16 protein-coding genes are annotated in these 18,936 nt (G+C 40.1%); 5 read left to right on the top strand and 11 right to left on the bottom strand.

Annotated features, from left to right (window positions below; genetic code table 11):
* Positions 1-302 precede the first annotated feature (302 nt).
* Positions 303-1,724 (bottom strand): cytochrome c oxidase accessory protein CcoG, encoded by a 1,422-nt coding sequence (gene ccoG / locus Q0779_RS22815; protein WP_298776416.1) that lies wholly within the window; start codon positions 1,722-1,724, stop codon positions 303-305.
* Between the two features lie 88 nt (positions 1,725-1,812).
* Here ccoG and Q0779_RS22810 point away from each other — a divergent pair, with 88 nt between their 5' ends.
* Together Q0779_RS22810 and Q0779_RS22805 are read left to right on the top strand one after the other, a co-directional pair.
* A complete protein-coding gene (locus Q0779_RS22810; RefSeq protein ID WP_298776413.1) occupies positions 1,813-2,169 on the top strand; it encodes a hypothetical protein in 357 nt (118 codons plus the stop codon).
* 190 nt (positions 2,170-2,359) lie between these two features.
* Positions 2,360-2,578 (top strand): DUF2061 domain-containing protein, encoded by a 219-nt coding sequence (locus tag Q0779_RS22805; RefSeq protein WP_298776410.1) that lies wholly within the window; start codon positions 2,360-2,362, stop codon positions 2,576-2,578.
* Between the two features lie 2 nt (positions 2,579-2,580).
* On the opposite strand, the gene Q0779_RS22800 is transcribed toward Q0779_RS22805, so the two are convergent.
* From Q0779_RS22800 to cobA, 5 genes are all read right to left on the bottom strand, one after another.
* The gene (locus Q0779_RS22800) at positions 2,581-4,368 is read right to left on the bottom strand and encodes a bifunctional protein-serine/threonine kinase/phosphatase (protein ID WP_298776409.1); all 1,788 of its coding nucleotides are present in this window, start codon (positions 4,366-4,368) and stop codon (positions 2,581-2,583) included.
* A 7-nt stretch (positions 4,369-4,375) separates the two neighbouring features.
* The gene (locus tag Q0779_RS22795; protein ID WP_298776407.1) at positions 4,376-5,848 is read right to left on the bottom strand and encodes a NarK family nitrate/nitrite MFS transporter; all 1,473 of its coding nucleotides are present in this window, start codon (positions 5,846-5,848) and stop codon (positions 4,376-4,378) included.
* Between the two features lie 355 nt (positions 5,849-6,203).
* On the bottom strand, positions 6,204-6,533 hold the full coding sequence (gene nirD, locus Q0779_RS22790) for a nitrite reductase small subunit NirD (protein WP_298776405.1): 330 nt from the start codon (positions 6,531-6,533) through the stop codon (positions 6,204-6,206).
* A gap of 19 nt (positions 6,534-6,552) precedes the next feature.
* A complete protein-coding gene (gene nirB, locus Q0779_RS22785) occupies positions 6,553-9,105 on the bottom strand; it encodes a nitrite reductase large subunit NirB (RefSeq protein ID WP_298776402.1) in 2,553 nt (850 codons plus the stop codon).
* A 30-nt stretch (positions 9,106-9,135) separates the two neighbouring features.
* Positions 9,136-9,978: a uroporphyrinogen-III C-methyltransferase gene (gene cobA / locus Q0779_RS22780; RefSeq protein WP_298776401.1), complete on the bottom strand. Its 843-nt coding sequence runs from the start codon at positions 9,976-9,978 to the stop codon at positions 9,136-9,138.
* Between the two features lie 443 nt (positions 9,979-10,421).
* On the opposite strand from cobA, the gene Q0779_RS22775 reads away from it, so the two are divergent.
* Positions 10,422-13,112 (top strand): nitrate reductase, encoded by a 2,691-nt coding sequence (locus Q0779_RS22775; protein WP_298776398.1) that lies wholly within the window; start codon positions 10,422-10,424, stop codon positions 13,110-13,112.
* Between the two features lie 6 nt (positions 13,113-13,118).
* Here the strand turns inward: Q0779_RS22775 and Q0779_RS22770 are convergent, their stop codons facing one another.
* Positions 13,119-14,723: an MFS transporter gene (locus Q0779_RS22770; RefSeq protein WP_298776397.1), complete on the bottom strand. Its 1,605-nt coding sequence runs from the start codon at positions 14,721-14,723 to the stop codon at positions 13,119-13,121.
* Between the two features lie 311 nt (positions 14,724-15,034).
* On the opposite strand from Q0779_RS22770, the gene narL reads away from it, so the two are divergent.
* Positions 15,035-15,697, top strand: a complete 663-nt coding sequence (gene narL, locus Q0779_RS22765) for a two-component system response regulator NarL (protein ID WP_298776394.1) — start codon at positions 15,035-15,037, stop codon at positions 15,695-15,697.
* A 79-nt stretch (positions 15,698-15,776) separates the two neighbouring features.
* On the opposite strand, the gene Q0779_RS22760 is transcribed toward narL, so the two are convergent.
* From Q0779_RS22760 to Q0779_RS22745, 4 genes are all read right to left on the bottom strand, one after another.
* Entirely contained in the window at positions 15,777-16,043 is a 267-nt protein-coding gene (locus Q0779_RS22760; protein ID WP_298776393.1) for a LysO family transporter, read from the bottom strand.
* Complete coding sequence (locus Q0779_RS22755; RefSeq protein WP_298776391.1) at positions 16,028-16,279, bottom strand: LysO family transporter; 252 nt, start codon at positions 16,277-16,279, stop codon at positions 16,028-16,030. The genes Q0779_RS22760 and Q0779_RS22755 overlap by 16 nt, the downstream gene beginning before the upstream one ends.
* 80 nt (positions 16,280-16,359) lie before the next feature.
* On the bottom strand, positions 16,360-16,866 hold the full coding sequence (moaB, locus tag Q0779_RS22750; protein WP_298776389.1) for a molybdenum cofactor biosynthesis protein B: 507 nt from the start codon (positions 16,864-16,866) through the stop codon (positions 16,360-16,362).
* Positions 16,867-16,908: 42 nt separating this feature from the next.
* Complete coding sequence (locus Q0779_RS22745; protein WP_298776388.1) at positions 16,909-17,568, bottom strand: molybdenum cofactor guanylyltransferase; 660 nt, start codon at positions 17,566-17,568, stop codon at positions 16,909-16,911.
* Between the two features lie 947 nt (positions 17,569-18,515).
* On the opposite strand from Q0779_RS22745, the gene Q0779_RS22740 reads away from it, so the two are divergent.
* Positions 18,516-18,936, top strand: a 421-nt coding sequence (locus tag Q0779_RS22740) for an Ig-like domain-containing protein (RefSeq protein WP_298776386.1), incomplete at its 3' end; no start/stop codon positions are given.

The following is an 18,936-nucleotide window of genomic DNA, read 5'->3' as shown; positions in this document are numbered from 1 at the left end:
CTACGCATTTCCTCGTGTGCGTCAAGTGTTTTTTTAAGAAGTTTTTCAATGATTAATTTCTTATCTCATCGAGCCACGTTAACTACTTGAAACGTTTGTCACCGCTGCTGTTTACTAATCGCTTAGTAACCTGCTTTGCCGTGTCAGTGGGTGCGCATTATAGGGAGATTTGAAATGAGCGCAAGGGCTTTTTTGTATTTAATTTAAAGAAACCCTTTAAGTGAACACAAAGCCAGCTAAACGTATAAAAAAAGGGCACAAATGCGTTCTTTGGGCCCTTTTTAACTGTCACTCGCCTTTATTTATTGACTAAAGAAGCGAGAATCTTGTGTGGCTTCTACCTTATTATCCTGACTACTCACACTAAAAGTAATATCCGTTACACTTTTATTTAGCGCTACAGGGTCAACAGCTAAACTAATCGGTACACTCAGCACTTCACCGGGTATCAAAGTCACTTGCTTAGGTCCAATCCATTGATAATTCGGTAAGCCTTCTACTCTCATTTCATATTGATGAGAAGATTCAGTTTTATTGAAGATCTTTAAGGTAAAAGTATTCTCAATTAAACCATCAATATTTTCTCGATAGAGTTGATTACGATCTCGTATAACATCTAATCGCATCGGCGCAATGTTCATACAAGCATATATAAAGACTAATGTCATAATGGAGAGCATCGCACCATAACCGACTAACTTAGGCCTTAATACTTTTTCCTTTACTCTATTTAATTTATTTTCCGTGGTGTAACTAATTAATCCTTTAGCGTATCCCATATGCGACATCGTATTGTCACAAGCATCAATACAAGCACCACAATTAATACATTCATATTGAAGCCCATTGCGAATATCTATCCCCGTAGGACAAACCTGCACACATAAATCACAATCAATGCAATCACCTAAACCTTGCTCCTTAGGATCAGACTTGCGAGATCGAGGTCCTCGATTTTCTCCACGCTGACTATCGTATCCCACTATATAGGTATTTCTATCAAACATTACCGCTTGGAACCGAGCATAAGGACAAATATGAATGCACATGATTTCTCGCATCCAACCTGCATTGCCATAAGTTGCCAAAGCGAAAAAAACCACCCAAAAGTAGATTAACCCCGTTTCATTTAAGCTAAATAAGTCAACGTATAGCTCATTGGCAGGTATAAAATAAGAAATAAAAGTGGTTGCGGTAAATAAAGATACGACTAACCATGCTGTATGCTTTGCGCTTTTACGCCAAATTTTATTCACACTCCAAGGTAACTGGTCTAGTTTAATCCGCTTATGTCTAGTCCCTTCCAGCTTCTCTTCAAACCAAATAAAGATAAAGGTCCAAACTGTTTGTGGACATGTATAACCACACCATACACGCCCGAGGTACGTTGTCACAAAAAATAACCCAAAAGCCGCTATCGTTAATAAAGCCGCTAATAAGGTCAGATCTTGAGGCCAGATGGTGAGACCAAATATATGAAACTTTTGCTCAGCTAAATCAAATAAAACAGCTTGTCTGTTTCCCCATGGGATCCAAGGAATAACTAAAAAAATGAGCATGGCTATCCAGCCGAGTCGGCGTCGTAATGTCGTCCATAAACCCGATACAGCCCTGACATATATTCTATTTCTGGGATTAAACCGATCCGCTTTAGCAGGATCGGGTTGATGGATCTTAATACGCTTTTCTTTTGAGTAATCTTTTTGGTTTTTTTCTGCGTTCATTTTACAGCCTTACAGCTTTAACATTGCCAGAAAACTGGTCTATTATAATTCTTATAACACAACTTATTCACTTTGATAGGACTTAAATATGAGAAACTGGATCATCTTGGCAATATTAGTTGCCCTAGCATATTACTTATACACTAAAAGTGGCAATGTCCAAAAGCCTATGGATGGTGCACAATCATTTGTTGAGTCAACAAAAGATAAACTAGATAAAGCCACCGATACTCAAATGGATTCATTAGAAGCCAAAGCTCAGTCACTCAAAACCACTATTGACGCAAAATTATCTGATACAGAAAAACAAGCATTTGATTTACTCACTCAATCTAAAGAAAAAATAAAGCAATTTGTTGATGAATATTGCGCACCTAGCGCGCCGCAAAGCAGTAGTTTTAGTAAAGAAAGCCAAGAATATATTTGCAAAGAACTACAAAATTAATTCACATCATCAGAAGTCCTAACCCTTTGCTGGCAATAACCGCTAGCAAAGGCTCTATAATTACTCTCATATATAACTAAACCTCTACATTCCGTTCAAATAAAGAACAAAAAGTTCTAGTCAACGCTTTCAAATGCAAATGATAACTGTTATCATTTGATAATTAATCAATTCGACGTTTGAGGCTTGTATGACTAAAACACTGACATTTGCTGCACTTCATTTTAGCGTTGCGTTTACTGTTACCTATTTGCTGACAGGTAGCTTATTAGTCGGTGGTGCCGTCGCGTTAGTTGAGCCTGCTATTAATACTATAGTTTTTTACTTTCATGAAAAAGTATGGAAACGCTATGACGCTAAAAAGAAAGATACATTGAACACATCAACATCGGCAATACATTCGCATTAATCCTACTCGCTCATAACATATAAGCCCTGAAGTATTAATATAAAGAGAAGAAAAAATGTGCTCATACGCCATAGACTCATCGAGTTATCCTCTATGAAAGCGGTCATACCCTTTCTATCTACAAAGGTTGGGCGGGATCTTGTAAAATCCGTAATCAATTCTGACATCGACTGATATCGCTGATAAATATCGGGATGACATGCTTTACGGATCACTGCATCTGCCCAAAGTGGAATATCAGGACGATATTGCCGAATAGAAATATAATGCCAATCCTTTATTGGCAGCTTATCAAGTGTCACCGTTCGAGTATGTTGATACGGTAAATGCTCAGTCAATATTTCATAGATCATGACTCCTATCGAAAAAATATCAGACTGATGCAATGCATTTCGCGTATTTAAATACTCTGGAGACATATACTCTAATGCCCCCAGAGGGATATTGTCCGTTATGTTGTATTGCATTTCTTCAAGACTATCGATTTTTACTGCACCATAATCTATTAATACCCATTTTTGTTGAGTATTGAGAACAAAATTTTCTGGTTTTAAATCTCGATGGATCCCACCTAACCTTTGTAAGGCTCGAACACAAACGACCATATCAGCAAGCACCCCTCTGACCTCTAATAAACTCGGTTTAGGGTGTTCATGCATCCACTGCCTCAATGTGCCACCTTCTATATACTCACATAAATGATACATGAAACGTGACTGCTGCGGGTATATGCGCATCAAATGTAATGAGTTAACCCTTAAACCAACCCATTTCTCACACATAAACGATTGTAAATAGACATCATCATCTTGGTAATGCAATGAGGGCGCTTTAACAATGAAGACTTGCTTATTCGTAATATCTTGCACGAGATACACATGACTTCGACTGCCTGAATGCAGCACCTTCAAAACTTCAAACTGATCAATCAAATGACCAACCGATAGAGCGGGAGGCACAACTTGATGTCGTGCTCTTTCGTTTAACTCTTCAATATCACTAAGGGGCAAGGAAGTCACAGCTAACAATAAACACGTTAAGTTATCATTACTGCCTTTTTGCATTGCATGCTCGAGGATGTTATCCGCAATTAACTCTACATTTTGCTCTTTTGTCGTCAATAAATCGATTAACTCTAGCTCATTAAGCCATTGATGCACGCCATCACTGGTTAAGACAAACACATCATCACGGCGAATACTGAATGTTTGATAATCAATGTCTACATGACTATCCATCCCTAATGCTCGCGTTAAAAAATGATCTTTATGAAATGAATGATGACAATGATCACGGGTGAGCAATGATAACTCCCCTTCTCTCAAGCGATAAATTCGAGTGTCTCCTACATGAAAGAGATGCGCTCGATTTGACTTGATAATGACAGCACTTAATGTGGTCACAAAACCATTATGTCTTAATTCACTTAAAGTACTGTGATGATATAGCCAATCATTGAGCGATCTTAATACTCGACTGGCAGACTGCTTCACCGACCAAGTATCCGGCGTGGCATAATAATCCATGATAAATTGTGTCACGCTCAACTGGCTCGCATGTTGGCTGTTCTCACTGCAACTGACACCATCAGCAATACAAGCTGTTACCCCTTTATACGCCAAAGCATGATAATGATTGGGATGTTGGACTGCGAAAGCATCTTGATTATTATCCTTTACACCTGCAGCAGACTTGCCACCAAAGCGCACATTCAACTTAGGTTTTAGCCGAGCCACAGCTGCGGGGACTTCACTATCAGGGAGCACTCCATTTAAGTCTGCGATCTTCATTCTTTCCTCAATGAGAAACATCAATTAAGGTGACACTACCGTCTTCATTGATTTCAGCAATTTGCCCTGATGGTTCTTCCATCACTAATAACGCAACAAAACCCAATAATGCCGTAATCGCTATCACGTAATAAAATGTACTGTAATCAACAAAAGACAGTACCGTTAAATAACACACGGCACCCACATTTCCATAAGCCCCCGTCATCCCTGCTATTTGCCCTGTCATTCTTCGTTTAATCAATGGAATTGTTGCAAATACCGCACCTTCTCCAGACTGCACAAAAAAAGAACACAACATGGCTGCAGCCACAGCTAAAGCGACAGGCCACTCACTATTCACCTGCCCCATTAAAAAATAACCGAGCGAAAGACCCGCCGTTAAAATCAATAATGTGAGTTTTCGACCGAACCTATCTGAAATCCAGCCTCCCCCAGGACGAGACATTAAATTCATAAATGCATAAGCAGAGGCCACCATTCCAGCGACCACAGGGGTCAGCTCAAAGGTCTGGGCAAAGAAAAGTGGTAACATAGAGATAACCGCGAGTTCCGAGCCAAAGGTCGCAAAATACAGCACATTTAATACCGCGACCTGCTTAAATTTATATTGATGAATTTCAGGGACAGGTTTTTCAAAAATCGTTTTATTCACCTTCCAAACTAACGATACGTCATAACAATAAACAATCAGCAAGCTCAAATAAATACTATTCACCACCCAAGAAGACAGCATAGCCACATCTGCGGGCGATAATTTCCATGCCAATAGAGCGAGTGCGCCATACATAGGCAATTTCATGATAAGCAATAAGAAGAAGTCGCCTTTAGAGGTGACCTCCATGGCCGTTAAGTTTTTAGGCCTGAAATATGTCGCGCCTTTAGGCGTATCACTGACATGCCTAAAAAAGATAACAGCACACACTAAACTCATCAGCCCCGTTATCGCTATGGCGTAACGCCAGCCATTTTCTCCCCCTAAAAACAGGGCTAAGGTCGGTAAGGTAAAAGCCGCTGCAGCGGAGCCAAAATTTCCCCAGCCGCCATATATGCCTTCGGCAGTCCCCAGTTCATTATGAGGAAACCATTCCGACACAAGACGTATGCCAATGACAAATCCCGCACCAATAAAACCAAGAAAGAATCGTGCAATAGCCGCCTGAATAAAATTATCAGCTAAAGCAAATACAAAACAGGGAATCGCACTCACCGCTAATAACGCCGAATACACTAACCTCGGTCCGTATTTGTCTGTTAACATGCCAATGATCACTCTGGCAGGAATAGTAAAAGCCACATTAAGAATTAATAAGGTTTTAATTTCAGCTTGGGTTAATCCTAAAGACGATTTGACCGATTGCAATAAAGGGACAAAGTTAAACCACACCATGAATGTGATAAAAAAAGCTATCCAACTCAAATGAAGTATTTTCATTTTTCCGTTAAATGAAAATAAATTAAATCGATTTACGTGACTCATTGGGTGATCCTATTATCAATGAAAAGGTCAGCCGAATACCTACCAGCAATATGACTGATATAAAAAATAAATTTAAAACGAAACGAAAAGGCTTATTTAACGAAACTGGGCTTATTCCCGTGATACTTGAAGATGCAGGATTCAGCTGGAATTAAAAGCCTTTTAGACAAGGTCATTAATTGCTCCTGCATAAATGACATTTCCATCATCCATGATGGTTAGCTTGAACAGCGTGCCTAGTCATTCTAAGCTGATGTTCAATAACGCAGTATAAAAGGCCTTGCTTTTACATATAAAGAGGCCAGCCCTTTGGGAGTCTGTAAACATGCATCTTCAAGTATCACGGGTATATTCATTAGCCATACGCTAATTGAACATCTCTTCCCTGTAATCTAATAGAATAAGTTTTAAGGTGACAATCAGGCGCTTGAAGACAGCGCCCACTGCTCAAATTAAAATGCTGCTTATATAAAGGAGAGGCAACGACCGCCTGCTCTTTTACTGATCCCATAATCCCTCTTGAAATCACATGAGCCTTGCCGATGGGATCGAAATTTGACACGGCATAGAGTTGCTGAGTATGACGACATTGAAATACAGCCACTTGCTCATCACCAAGCAAAGCACATATTCCAGCTCCTGGATTTAAATCATGCTGCTGGCAAACCGACATCCATTTTTTCATTTTCTTTCCTCTTTAACATTTAATCGACAACTTCGAGTATGGATATTTTCTGCTCTGGAGAACGAGGTTTACGCTGATCGCGCTCCATTTCATACATGAGGTAAGGATCGCCTTGCTGGCTATTAATGAAGTGTTGAAAACGTTTTAACTTTTCGGGGCTTTCTAAGGTTGTCTTCCACTCACATTGATATTGACTAATGCTATACGCCATCTCAGCTTCTAGTTCATGCGCTAAACCAAGCTTGTCATCGATAATGACTTGTTTAAGGTATGCAAGTCCGCCTTCAAGATTTTCTAGCCAAACGGATGTCCGCTGACCTTTTTCAGCACTGCGAATATAAAACATTAAAAACCGATCAATATATTGAATAAGTGTCTTATCATCTAAATCTGTTGCAAATAAATCACCATGACGTGGACGCATGCCGCCATTTCCTCCAACATACAAATTCCAACCACTTTCAGTGGCTATCATGCCCACATCTTTTGATTGCGCTTCTGCGCATTCACGAGTACAACCCGATACCGCAAACTTTAACTTATTGGGTGCACGTAAGCCTTTATAACGATCCTCAACATTAATAGCGAAACCTAGACTGTCATTGATCCCAAATCGGCACCAAGTTTCCCCCACACAAGCTTTAACTGTTCGCACCGATTTTCCATAAGCTTGCCCCGTTTCAAATCCTGCATCGACAAGTTTGCGCCAAATAAGGGGCAATTCATGTAGCTGTGCACCAAATAAATCAATACGTTGACCACCAGTAATTTTGGTATATAAGTCAAATTCTTTGGCTACTTCTCCTATGAATATGAGCTTATCAGGAGTAATTTCCCCACCTGGGATCCGGGGCACAACAGAATAAGTTCCATCTTTTTGCATATTGCCTAAATAACGGTCATTGGTATCTTGCAAGCCTAAATGAGGCTCCTCTAATACATATTCATTCCAAAAAGACGCTAAAATAGAACCAATGGTGGGCTTGCAGACTTCACAACCCAATCCGCTGCCATGGCTGTTTAACAGCTCATCAAAGGTTTTTATTTTTTTAATACGTACAATATCAACAAGTTCAGGACGTGTATAAGCAAAGTGTTCACAAAGATTTGTATCAACCTCATGACCCAACACGGCTAATTCCGTCTCTAAAACTTGCTTCACCAGATCAGCACACCCACCACACCCCGTTGATGCTTTAGTACAAGCCTTGACTTCCGATAAACTGATATTGCCTTCAGCAACCGCTTGTTTAATGCAGGCTTTTGATACATCGAAACAAGAGCACACCTGGGATTGGTCGGGTAAAGCACCTAAGCCTAAAGCCGACTCTTCCTCACAATAAGGTAAAATCAACGACGCAGGATTGTCAGGTAAGTCCATATCATTGAGCATAAATTGTAATAGATGACTATAAGTACTCACCTCACCGACTAATACTGCCCCTAAGATTTTTTTATTATCGCTAGACACAATGAGCCGCTTATACACTTGCTCAATTTCATCATGATAGGTATAAGATTGTGCGCCAGATGTTTTACCGTGAGCATCCCCAATACTGGCCACATCCACTCCCAATAGTTTTAATTTGGTACTCATATCGGCTCCCGTAAAAGCCGCTTCATGTCCAAGAATATGCGCAGCAGCCACTTTCGCCATGTGATAGCCTGGTGCCACGAGACCAAAAATACGCTGTTGCCATAAAGCACATTCACCGATGGCATAAATATCAGGATCGCTGGTTTGACATTGATCATTAATCACAATGCCACCACGCTGTCCTATGGCTAATTTCGCTTGACGAGCGAGTTCATCTTGTGGGCGAATACCTGCAGAAAACACCACCATATCCGTTTCAACATGCGTGCCGTCGGCAAAATTTAATCGATAACGATAATCTTCACCTGTTATGATTTCAGTGGTGGCTTTATCGGTATGAACCCCGACTCCCAAAGCCGCAATTTTTCGTTTCAGTAGCGCAGCTCCTCCCTCATCAAGCTGCACAGCCATCAAATGAGGAGCAAATTCGACAACATGGGTTTCCAGACCTAAACTTTTTAACGCATTGGCAGCCTCTAACCCTAATAAACCGCCACCAATCACAACCCCCACCTGACTTTTTTTAGCCGAAGACCGAATGGCATCTAAATCATCAAGAGTACGGTATACCAAACAATGAGCTTGATTATTCCCAGGGATCGGCGGCACAAAAGGGTAGGATCCCGTCGCGATCACCAATTTGTCGTAATACGCTTCACGCCCGGCAGCAGTCACTATTTTTTTTATAGTAGGATCAATACTTATCACCTTATCATTTAAGATAAAATCGATACCTTGTTGATGATAATAATCACTGTCGATTAACGCTAAATCCTGCTTTGTCTTACCATTAAAGTATTGCGTTAACTGTACTCTGTCATAAGCTAAAAAAGGTTCTTCTGAAAAAGTGGTTATTGAGAAATCACGTTTCTCATCAGATTGAATAAGGGTATCGATGAAACGATGCCCCACCATGCCATTACCAACAACTAACACACCTTTATGATTCGATAATTCACTCATTAACTTATTCATTGCAGACCCTAAAAGTTTTTATTATTGAAATTAAGCAAATTGTGATATTGCACTATCAATATTTTCCGCATTAAACCACGCTAACTGTTGCGCTAGACCGACCACTTTACCGATAACAATTAATGCAGGAGACTGCACTTTATGATGCTGAACAAGTTCACTGAGTTCAGCTAATTGACCCGAAACCACTCTTTGAGTGTCATGACAGCCATTTTCAATCAATGCCACTGGTGTAACAGGATCGAGCCCTGCCCCCATTAATCCATATTGAATAAAGTCGGCTTTGGTGATCCCCATATAAAAAACTAAAGTGTGCTCAAGTTTTGCGAGGCTTTGCCAATGAATATCGAGACTTGTCTCTGCATGCGCGGTAATAAACGTGCAAGCTTGCGCTATCCCTCTATGTGTTAAGGGGATCCCTGCATAACTAGTGCAACCTACTCCAGCCGTAATACCAGGGATTAATTCCACCGCAATCCCCGCCTGTTTGAGTGCTATTACTTCCTCACCACCTCGACCAAAAACAAAGGCATCTCCTCCTTTTAATCGGCAAATATTTAACCCCAACTTGGCCTTATCAATGAGCAATTGATTAATATCTTGTTGAGGAAAGCGGCGGCAATTTTTGGCTTTCCCCATATAAAGAGCCTGAGTCTTGGCAGGAAATAAGCCTTGAATGGCATCACTCACTAAACGGTCATACACGATCACGTCACTATTTTGAATACAGCGAAGTGCTTTCACCGTCAGTAAATCAGGATCTCCCGGTCCCGCTCCCACTAAACTGACTTTACCATGAAGACGTTTACCAGCAAGAAAACGCGCCGCTAAACTCACCACTTCTCGACTAGAATGCTCACTTTTGTTAAACATCGTCACCTCCTTTCAGCTCAATATTTAGATTTAGACTTATATTTAGACTTGGACCTAGACCTAAACTTAGATTTGGACTTAGACTTAGTATTTAGCAAAGCTGATGCCAATAAGAAAAAGAGCGTGTAATAAAAAATAAATTATTTATAAACAAATAATTAAATGGTCAATGCAAAATAGTGATTGCACTTAAAAGTGCTCTCGACACAAATAGAGATACAAAAATGCAACAATTAAGTGCAAGCATGCGCTAAGGTGGTGAGCCATTCATCTCTCTAGCCAGTTAATGGCCCATAACAGAGACGAGCTCTTTTTCACTTCAAGGAAAACCCAACTCATACCATTGATTTAAAAATAAAAATAAATATTTACTGATGAATATTTTCATTTGGTTCAAACATTGCTTATTGAATAAAACAATCAATGAAATAATGAGATAGTCAATGAGCACGAATGCGGATCGTCCATGGATAAAAACGACTTGCGCTTACTGTGGAGTGGGTTGTGGTGTAGAAGCGACTACAAATTCTCAAGGTCAGCTAGAAATAAGAGGGGATGAAGCCCATCCCGCGAACTATGGAAAATTATGCTCAAAGGGATTGGCATTAGGCGAAACAGTGACTCACAAAGGGCGGTTACTTCATCCTGTCATCGAAAAAGAAATCACTCGTTGGCCACAAGCACTAAATCATGTCGCTCAACAATTTAATAAAGTCCTCCAAGAGCATGGGCCTGACGCCATCGCATTTTATGCTTCGGGGCAACTGCTTACAGAAGACTATTACGTCGCCAACAAACTAATGAAAGGCTTCATAGGGAGTGGTAACATCGATACAAACTCTCGTCTCTGTATGTCTTCTAGCGTAAGCGGCCATAAACGTGCCTTTGGCGAAGATATTGTGCCGGGTTGCTATCAAGATATTGAACATACAGACATGATTATTCTTGCTGGCTCTAATTTAGCTTGGTGTCATCCTGTTCTTTATCAGCGTATTAAAGCCGCTAAAAAACAAAAACCCGATTTATATGTGGTTGTCATCGATCCTCAAAAAACCGCCAGCTGTGAGATAGCCGATTTACATTTAGCCATACGTCCCGGTACTGACGTTGCGCTGTTTAACGGATTACTCTGCTATCTCAATAGCAAGCAAAAACTTGACAATCAATACATCAAAAAGCACTGCCAAGGTTTTGATGAGGCACTCTCTAGCGCACAGCAAGATACGCCAAGTCTTAATAAACTCGCGGCATTACTGTCCATTACGCCCTCAGATTTAACCGCTTTTTACCACAAATTTGCCAACATTGACAAAGTCATGACCCTCTATTCACAAGGGATTAATCAATCCAGTCATGGTACAGATAAAGTAAATGCCATCATCAATTGCCATCTGGCCACAGGAAAAATTGGCCGTCCAGGCGCTTGCCCTTTTTCCATCACAGGCCAGCCTAACGCGATGGGGGGAAGAGAAGTCGGTGGTCTTGCCAATACCTTAGCCGCACACATGGAGTTTAATCACCCTGAGCATCATCAAATCATCAGCGACTATTGGCAAACAACAACACTAACACGCCAAGCAGGCCTTAAAGCGGTCGATATGTTCGATGCACTAGAACGCGGCGAAATAAAAGCCATTTGGATCATGGCAACCAACCCTGTTGTGAGTTTGCCCAACAGCCGAAAGATACAACAAGCACTCGAAAAGTGCCCTTTTGTCGTAGTCTCCGACTGTGTTGAGGATACCGACACGACGCGAACTGCCAATGTGTTATTCCCCGCTCAAGGCTGGGCTGAGAAATCAGGCACAGTCACTAATTCAGAAAGGCGCATAACAAGGCAGAGACGTCTATTACCTACCCCCGGCGAAGGTAAACCAGATTGGTGGATAATCAGCCAAGTGGCTAAACATATGGGATTTGAAGATGCTTTTTATTATCGCCATGAAGCGGATATTTTCAAAGAGTACGCCCAACTCACAGGGTTAAAAAATCAAGGGGGAACATCAAGAGCATTGAACTTAAGCGGATTAAGCGGACTAAGTCCCCTTGAATATGATCAACTCACCCCTCAACAATGGCCATTGATCACTCAACAAGATTCCATTGGAAATGAACGACTATTTACCCAAAGCATTTACTTTACTCCATCAACAAAAGCACAGTTTATCGCTTTAAGATATCAGCCATCCGTTCAGCAAACTCACCCACAATACCCTTTCATATTGAATACTGGCAGACTGCGAGATCAATGGCATACCATGACACGTAGTGGCTTGTCAGTAACACTCAGTGCTCATCAAGCTCAACCCACACTTTACCTTCATCCCATAGATGCAAAAAATAAAACCATTCAAAATGACTCCCTAGTTCAAGTCTCAAGTCCTTTAGGGCAATGCATTGTTAAAGTCGCAATATCGGATCAAACTCGACGAGGAGAAGTCTTCGCTCCCATACATTGGAGTAATAGTTCTGCCAGCCAAGCAAAAGTTTGCGAGCTCATCGACGCACATGTGGACGCCATCTCTGGTCAACCTGAATTTAAGCATACTGCCGTTGATATTCAGAGCTTTCCTCATCAAAGTGAAGCTTTACTACTGACAAAGAGTAAAATCACAGCGTTAGAGTCGAATTTGACCACATTCCCTTACTGGGTAAGGCAAACCGTCAAAAATGGCTATTTATATCATATTGCCAGTCAACTCAACCCGGCTAAACTACAACAGCAACTGCATACTTTTCATACAGCAGCACATCATAATCAATTAGTTTTTAGTGATAATCAATTTAATTTTCGCTTTGCGAATATCACAGGCACTCACATTGATTTTGCCTACTTGATTTCAAATAAGCTTGCTAAAGAGTCAAGCGCCTGGTTTGCAACTTTGCTCAGTCACCCCATTAACAGTGAGATATCATTAAGCATACTCTCTCATTTACCGCTAGGCTCTCTGTCCAGAGGTAAACTCATCTGTGCATGTAAGCAAGTCGGTTACCAAGATTTATGCCGAGCTATTAGCCAACATGACATTACCCAGCTAGCGCATTTAACCACTCTCACTCAAGCAGGAACAGGATGCGGTAGCTGTTTAGTCGAGCTAAACCACATCCTAGAACAAGAAGTCACCTTAACCTAATATATATTATGGATTATGAAATTCTGCCCCTTTACGTAAATAGAACCACCAATTGATGAACAAACAAATCAGATAAAAGCCCGCAAATCCGATAAGCGCATCTTCAGGTGTGGTGAGCTTAATTTGCTCCCCCAAGACTTTAGGAATATAAAAAGCGCCATAAGCGGCAATGGCTGAAGTCCACCCCAATACAGGGCCAACTTGCTCTTTAGGGAAAACCATCGCAATGGTTCTAAATGTTGAACCATTGCCTATTCCTGTGGCTGCAAATAATAATAAAAATAACAAGAAAAAGGGTACGAAATAAATTTCAGGCGTCGCTGACTGATAAGCCGCGTGCATATAATAAGCAACGGCAAGCGCACTTAATATCATGATTATAGAGCAAACTTGTGTCACTAATGCTCCCCCAACCTTATCGGCTATCCAACCACCAACAGGGCGAATTAACGCGCCAATAAAAGGCCCCATCCACGCATACATGAGTGCGCTGGGACCATTGGTATTCACCGTACTATGGGTCATCACACCATCAATCATAATATGTTGATAGCCGAATATCACTTTGATAGATAAAGGCAAAGATGCAGAGAATCCAATAAAGGAGCCAAAGGTCATGGTATAAATAGTACTCATCACCCAAGTATGTTTATTATCGAATATTTGATATTGACGCGCTAAGCTCGATTTTATTTTACCGGGTAACTGTTTGAGTAAAAACACGGTCGACACAATAACAAGTATTAATACAATTTCTTTCGGTACCCCAAAACCGGAACCATTCACCTCTTGGGGTAATAATAACCATAACCCCACTCCAGCAGTTAAAAAACCAATGAGTAACATCACCGAAATGAGTAACCAAGCAGTCAACGGATGACCTATATCAGGAGAGACTTCAGGGGTTTTGATATTATTCAAACCAAACCAGCCAGCAAAGGCCAATGGAATCAAAAAAACAAACCACACCCAACCTGAATTTTGTATCCAAGTCTCAGAGCCTGCGGGAATTTTCCCAATCAAGGTTCCACTGGAGTTTAATAATGTCATGGGATCGCCACCAAAAGCGGCAAAGGTCATGAATAAAGGCACAAGAATTTGCATCGTCGTCACACCAAAATTGCCGAGGCCAGCATTCATTCCTAGTGCAACACCTTGCTGATTTTTAGGGAAGAAAAAACTGATGTTCGACATAGATGACGCAAAATTGCCTCCACCTATTCCAGACAGTAGTGCCAAAACTTGAAAAATCCATAGGGGCGTATTTTGGCTTTGTAATGCGATACCGGTTCCCAATGCGGGGATCATTAATAAGGCGGTTGTAAAGAATAACGTGTTACGTCCACCACATAAACGGATAAAGAAGCTGCTCGGGATCCTCAGTGTTGCCCCGGTTAATCCCGAGATGGCCATTAAAGTGAACAATTCAGATTTAGCAAAGGGGAAACCTAAATTGAGCATCTGTACGGTGATCACTCCCCAATAGAGCCAAACAGCAAAACCACATAACAAGCTCGGAATTGAAATCCACAGGTTTCTGTTTGCGATTTTCTTGCCTTGTGACTCCCAAAAAACTTTATCTTCAGGATCCCATTTTTGTAAGTCTGCCATAGTGCCCTCCGCAAGCGCTGTTCAACTCAACCTTATGAGCCTTTGCTATGACTATGACGATTTAAACCTAGCATCGCTATTCACACGAATGAGTAGCACACATAAGCTTAATAGACTTTAAATCCATATCACCCGCAGGCAATGAACAAAATAATGCAATAAATACAACTACATACATGTTGAATTCGGAATCAAAAATACCGCTTTAGGGATAAACAAAAATACTCATTAATAGCGCATTTATTGATGCAAATCATATAGCCTACTCAAAACCCCGCTATGATATATCGAGTCAACAAAGGAGCTTATCTATGCAATTCAACGAAAAAATCACCATAATGATGGTTGACGATCATCCATTATTGCGTAAAGGACTAAAGCAGCTTATTGAATTAGAAGATGAACTGTCAGTTGTCGCAGAAGCCAGTTCCGGTAAAGAAGCCCTTTCCGTAGCCCTTGAAACAACACCAGACTTAATTACTCTTGATCTCAATATGCAAGGCATGGATGGATTAGAAACGCTTAGAGCATTACGCCAACAAAATATTCAAGCCAAAATACTCATGCTAACTGTGTCTGACAATAATGAAGATGTTTTAGAAGCCATTCGCTCAGGCGCTGATGGGTATTTATTAAAAGATATGGAACCTGATGATATTATAGATAAAATAAAAGAGTGCGTGACAGGTAAAATGGTCATGAGTGAAACACTTACCGATATTTTAGTCACCGCACTCAGACGTCCAGAAAAAAAAGAAACCAATATAATATCTCTATTGACCAGTCGAGAGCATGACATAATCAAACTTATTGCCAAAGGCTTAAGTAATAAATTAATCGCTCGAGAACTCGACATTACCGATGGAACCGTGAAAGTTCACGTTAAACACCTCCTTAAAAAACTGGCATTAAAATCTCGCGTCGAAGCTGCGGTATGGATGGTCAATTACCAAGCAAAAAAGCATAAGCATTGATGGCCCATTAACGGCTACCTTACAGTAAACAATTGTAATTTACAGATTAACTCTCATAACCTTTGCAGTAAAAAATACATTACAAAGAGAGAAAAAGTGTCATTAAAATCGGGGCTAATAAAGTCAGAATCAAGCCACTGACTAAGGCAGTGGAAAGTTGCTCACTTGAACAAGTTTGTTTCACTATGGGCAAAGTCGAATCCAAAGTCGTCGCCCCTCCAGCCGCAATACACTCCCTAGAAAATTGCTGACCCAATAAATACAACAGAATAATTGCTAATAGCTCTCTAAAAAGATCTGTCATCAAAGCGATAGCCCCATAAACAGATCCTAGCTCAGCTGACACCCCCCCCCCGACAGGGTAAACCAACCAAAACCACTGGATAGTGCCAATGCAGTCATCACAGATATTGGAAGTAGCATAGTAACGACTAATCCGCCAAAGAGTGAACCGAAAACCACACATGCAGGAACGATAAGAATATTTAATGAACACCAAGTCGAGGAGAATTTAACACCGACAATATCAACACCGACTAAAAAAATCAGGCTGTATAACAGAATAAAAAACCGACAAAACATTTACCTTTTTGGTTCATTTGGACTCAAAAAATAGCATAAAAAAGAGTCGGCACAGTTTAGACCGCATAATAAATAGGCATTCATTTCAAATGCGGCACAAAATTACACGGGCCGTGTCTAGCATCCAGTTGTGTTTTTATGATTTGCTCCCAAGCAAGTTGACAAGCACCTGTTGAACCTGGCATGCAAAAAATAACGGTACCATTAGCCAGTCCCGCCACCGCACGTGATTGCAAGGTCGAAGTACCAATATCAACAAAGGAAAGCTGCCTAAACAACTCACCAAATCCATCAACGGTTTTATCAAATAAAGGCGTCAGAGCTTCAATAGTTGAGTTTTTAAGATTAAAGCCTGTACCACCAGAAACTAAAACAGCTTGCACATCAGTTGATGCTATCCACACTGACACAATAGAGCGAATGTGGTAAATATTGTCCTTGACGATCATTTTTTCACTTAATTGATGACCACTTTCCTTTAATGCCTCTTCCAGTAAGTCTCCTGCCGTATTATTTGTTTCATCACGGGTATCCGATACGGTTAATACGGCGATATTTAACGGCTGAAAAGGCTTATTTTTTTTCATTATCATTTCCCTTAAGTACTCGAATTTACCTTGAAGAAAGTGTTAACTAATATGATCCAACACATCTAAGGCTTGTTGCCATTGGGCTTTATCATTGGTATTAACTAATTTTTCAGGTTCCTGTGATATTATAGACTCACAGTCAATTCTTGATAAAAACGCTTTAATCGATCGGTCAGCACTCGATGTTGCCACCGCTTCACTTAATGATAAAAGAGAGCTGTGATTAGGTAAGAATAAAGGCAGTGGCGTATTCTGAAAATGCCTTGCAGGATTAATAGCTTTATCTCCTGTTACTCTGACACTAACATCCAATTCATTCTTATTATTTTTCGATGGCTTATTCTTCGAGAAGAATGCCAATGCCTTCTCGTCAGCAACAATCAGTTGATTGATCAATTCTTTATCAAGCAAAGGCATATCAATAGGAATAATGATTAGCCCTTTAATCTGCTCTTTTTTTTGTGCGTAATGAAGCGCACTGTGTATTGCCCCCATAGGGCCACAATTGACATGAATATCGGCCAAATAATCAGGGTGATTGCGGCAAACCACAACATCTTGAAAACCGCATTCACTGAACAAATGCAAATTTCTTTGTAACATAGATACGCCATTGATTTGTAATTTGGCTTTATCCGTTCCCATACGCCGAGACTGGCCACCCGCAAGGATCACACCTAATATATGACTCCTATCCATACATCACCTTCAGATTATCACAACGTTATCACTGTAACAGAAGAGATGCATTCATATCAAAATCGATTCCCTCGATATCAGTCCCTTACAATAATGTGTGAACGTATTGTGCACTGGCTTTAGGTTGTACTTTCTTATTCAAGTACTGAGCGACTCGACCTGCACATATTCAAATGCCGGCGTCATACCTTCGACGCGCCGATTTTGTCACAAACTCAAATAAAACGGCTCAAAATGAAAGAAATATTGCACTTCTAATACAATTATTCCGCTAAAGTAAAAGCAGATCTCATGGAATCATCTTACGATCGGTTTAGTTAGTCAGGAGGATCGAGTCGAATTCAATTGATGTTATATACCCGAGCGTAGGGCGTTGTAGAGCGGAATAAAAACAGTGAAACAATCCTCGACATCACAAAGAGAGCTATTAGTTCAATTTCTTATATCGAATTCAGATTAATTAATCTAATCCCAATAAATACGTTAATCTTTATCAGTTTCTATGAATTATTAAACAGTAAACGTATATTACTTATTGCTAATATACAGGTTTAATGTATATCCATAGTAACAAAGTAAACATATAAGTGTTTTAAAAATATGAAATACAGTGTACATCACTGATTAATTGTTCATTAATTATAGTTAATGATTAATACTAGCAATCATCAATACTACTAATCGTATTATTAATCTCATGTGAAAGAGTAATGGAATAATAGATAACTAATAAATTGTTAATTCAAAACAATAGAACACTCACCTTAAAATAAAAAATGGGCTGAAATGGGAAATTACAATAAGAAGAAACAATCACAACTCTCGATAAGTCACATTACCAATGAATAAATCAGAATACTAATTTAATAAGAAATAGGTTTATTAATTTATTTAACAAACCATGTCTCGGACCTGACTTTTAATTCACATATTACGGTTTATTTTATATGTTTTTAAATAACAATGTTTTTACTTCTTTTATTGTTTTTATTGCTTTTGTTTTTTCGTTATCTAGTTGTAATGATGCTCAGAATGATAATTCAAATACAATAATCGCTATACAAATAACACCAACAACAATAAGTCAATATGGGACGAGTGAATTAACTCTTCAAGTAGGTAATACTCAAGCCTTTACTGCCACAGCGGTTTATTATAATGGCGATGTAATAGATATAACTTCTAGTGTAATTTGGAGTAGTCAAGATCCTTCATTGTTGTCAATAAACAATAGTGGCTTAGCAACCGCATTAGCGGTAGGTATTACAACAGTGTCTGCCACTCTCGATGGCATTAGCAGTAATGACATCAGCGTGACCGTCAGTGATGCCGGCCTGACTGCCATTCAAATCACCCCTGCAGGTGTCA

This window comes from uncultured Shewanella sp. (assembly GCF_947491715.1).
Classification (GTDB): domain Bacteria; phylum Pseudomonadota; class Gammaproteobacteria; order Enterobacterales; family Shewanellaceae; genus Shewanella.
Note: the sequence above shows the minus strand (reverse complement) of the source record. Positions and strands in the feature narration are given on the sequence as shown.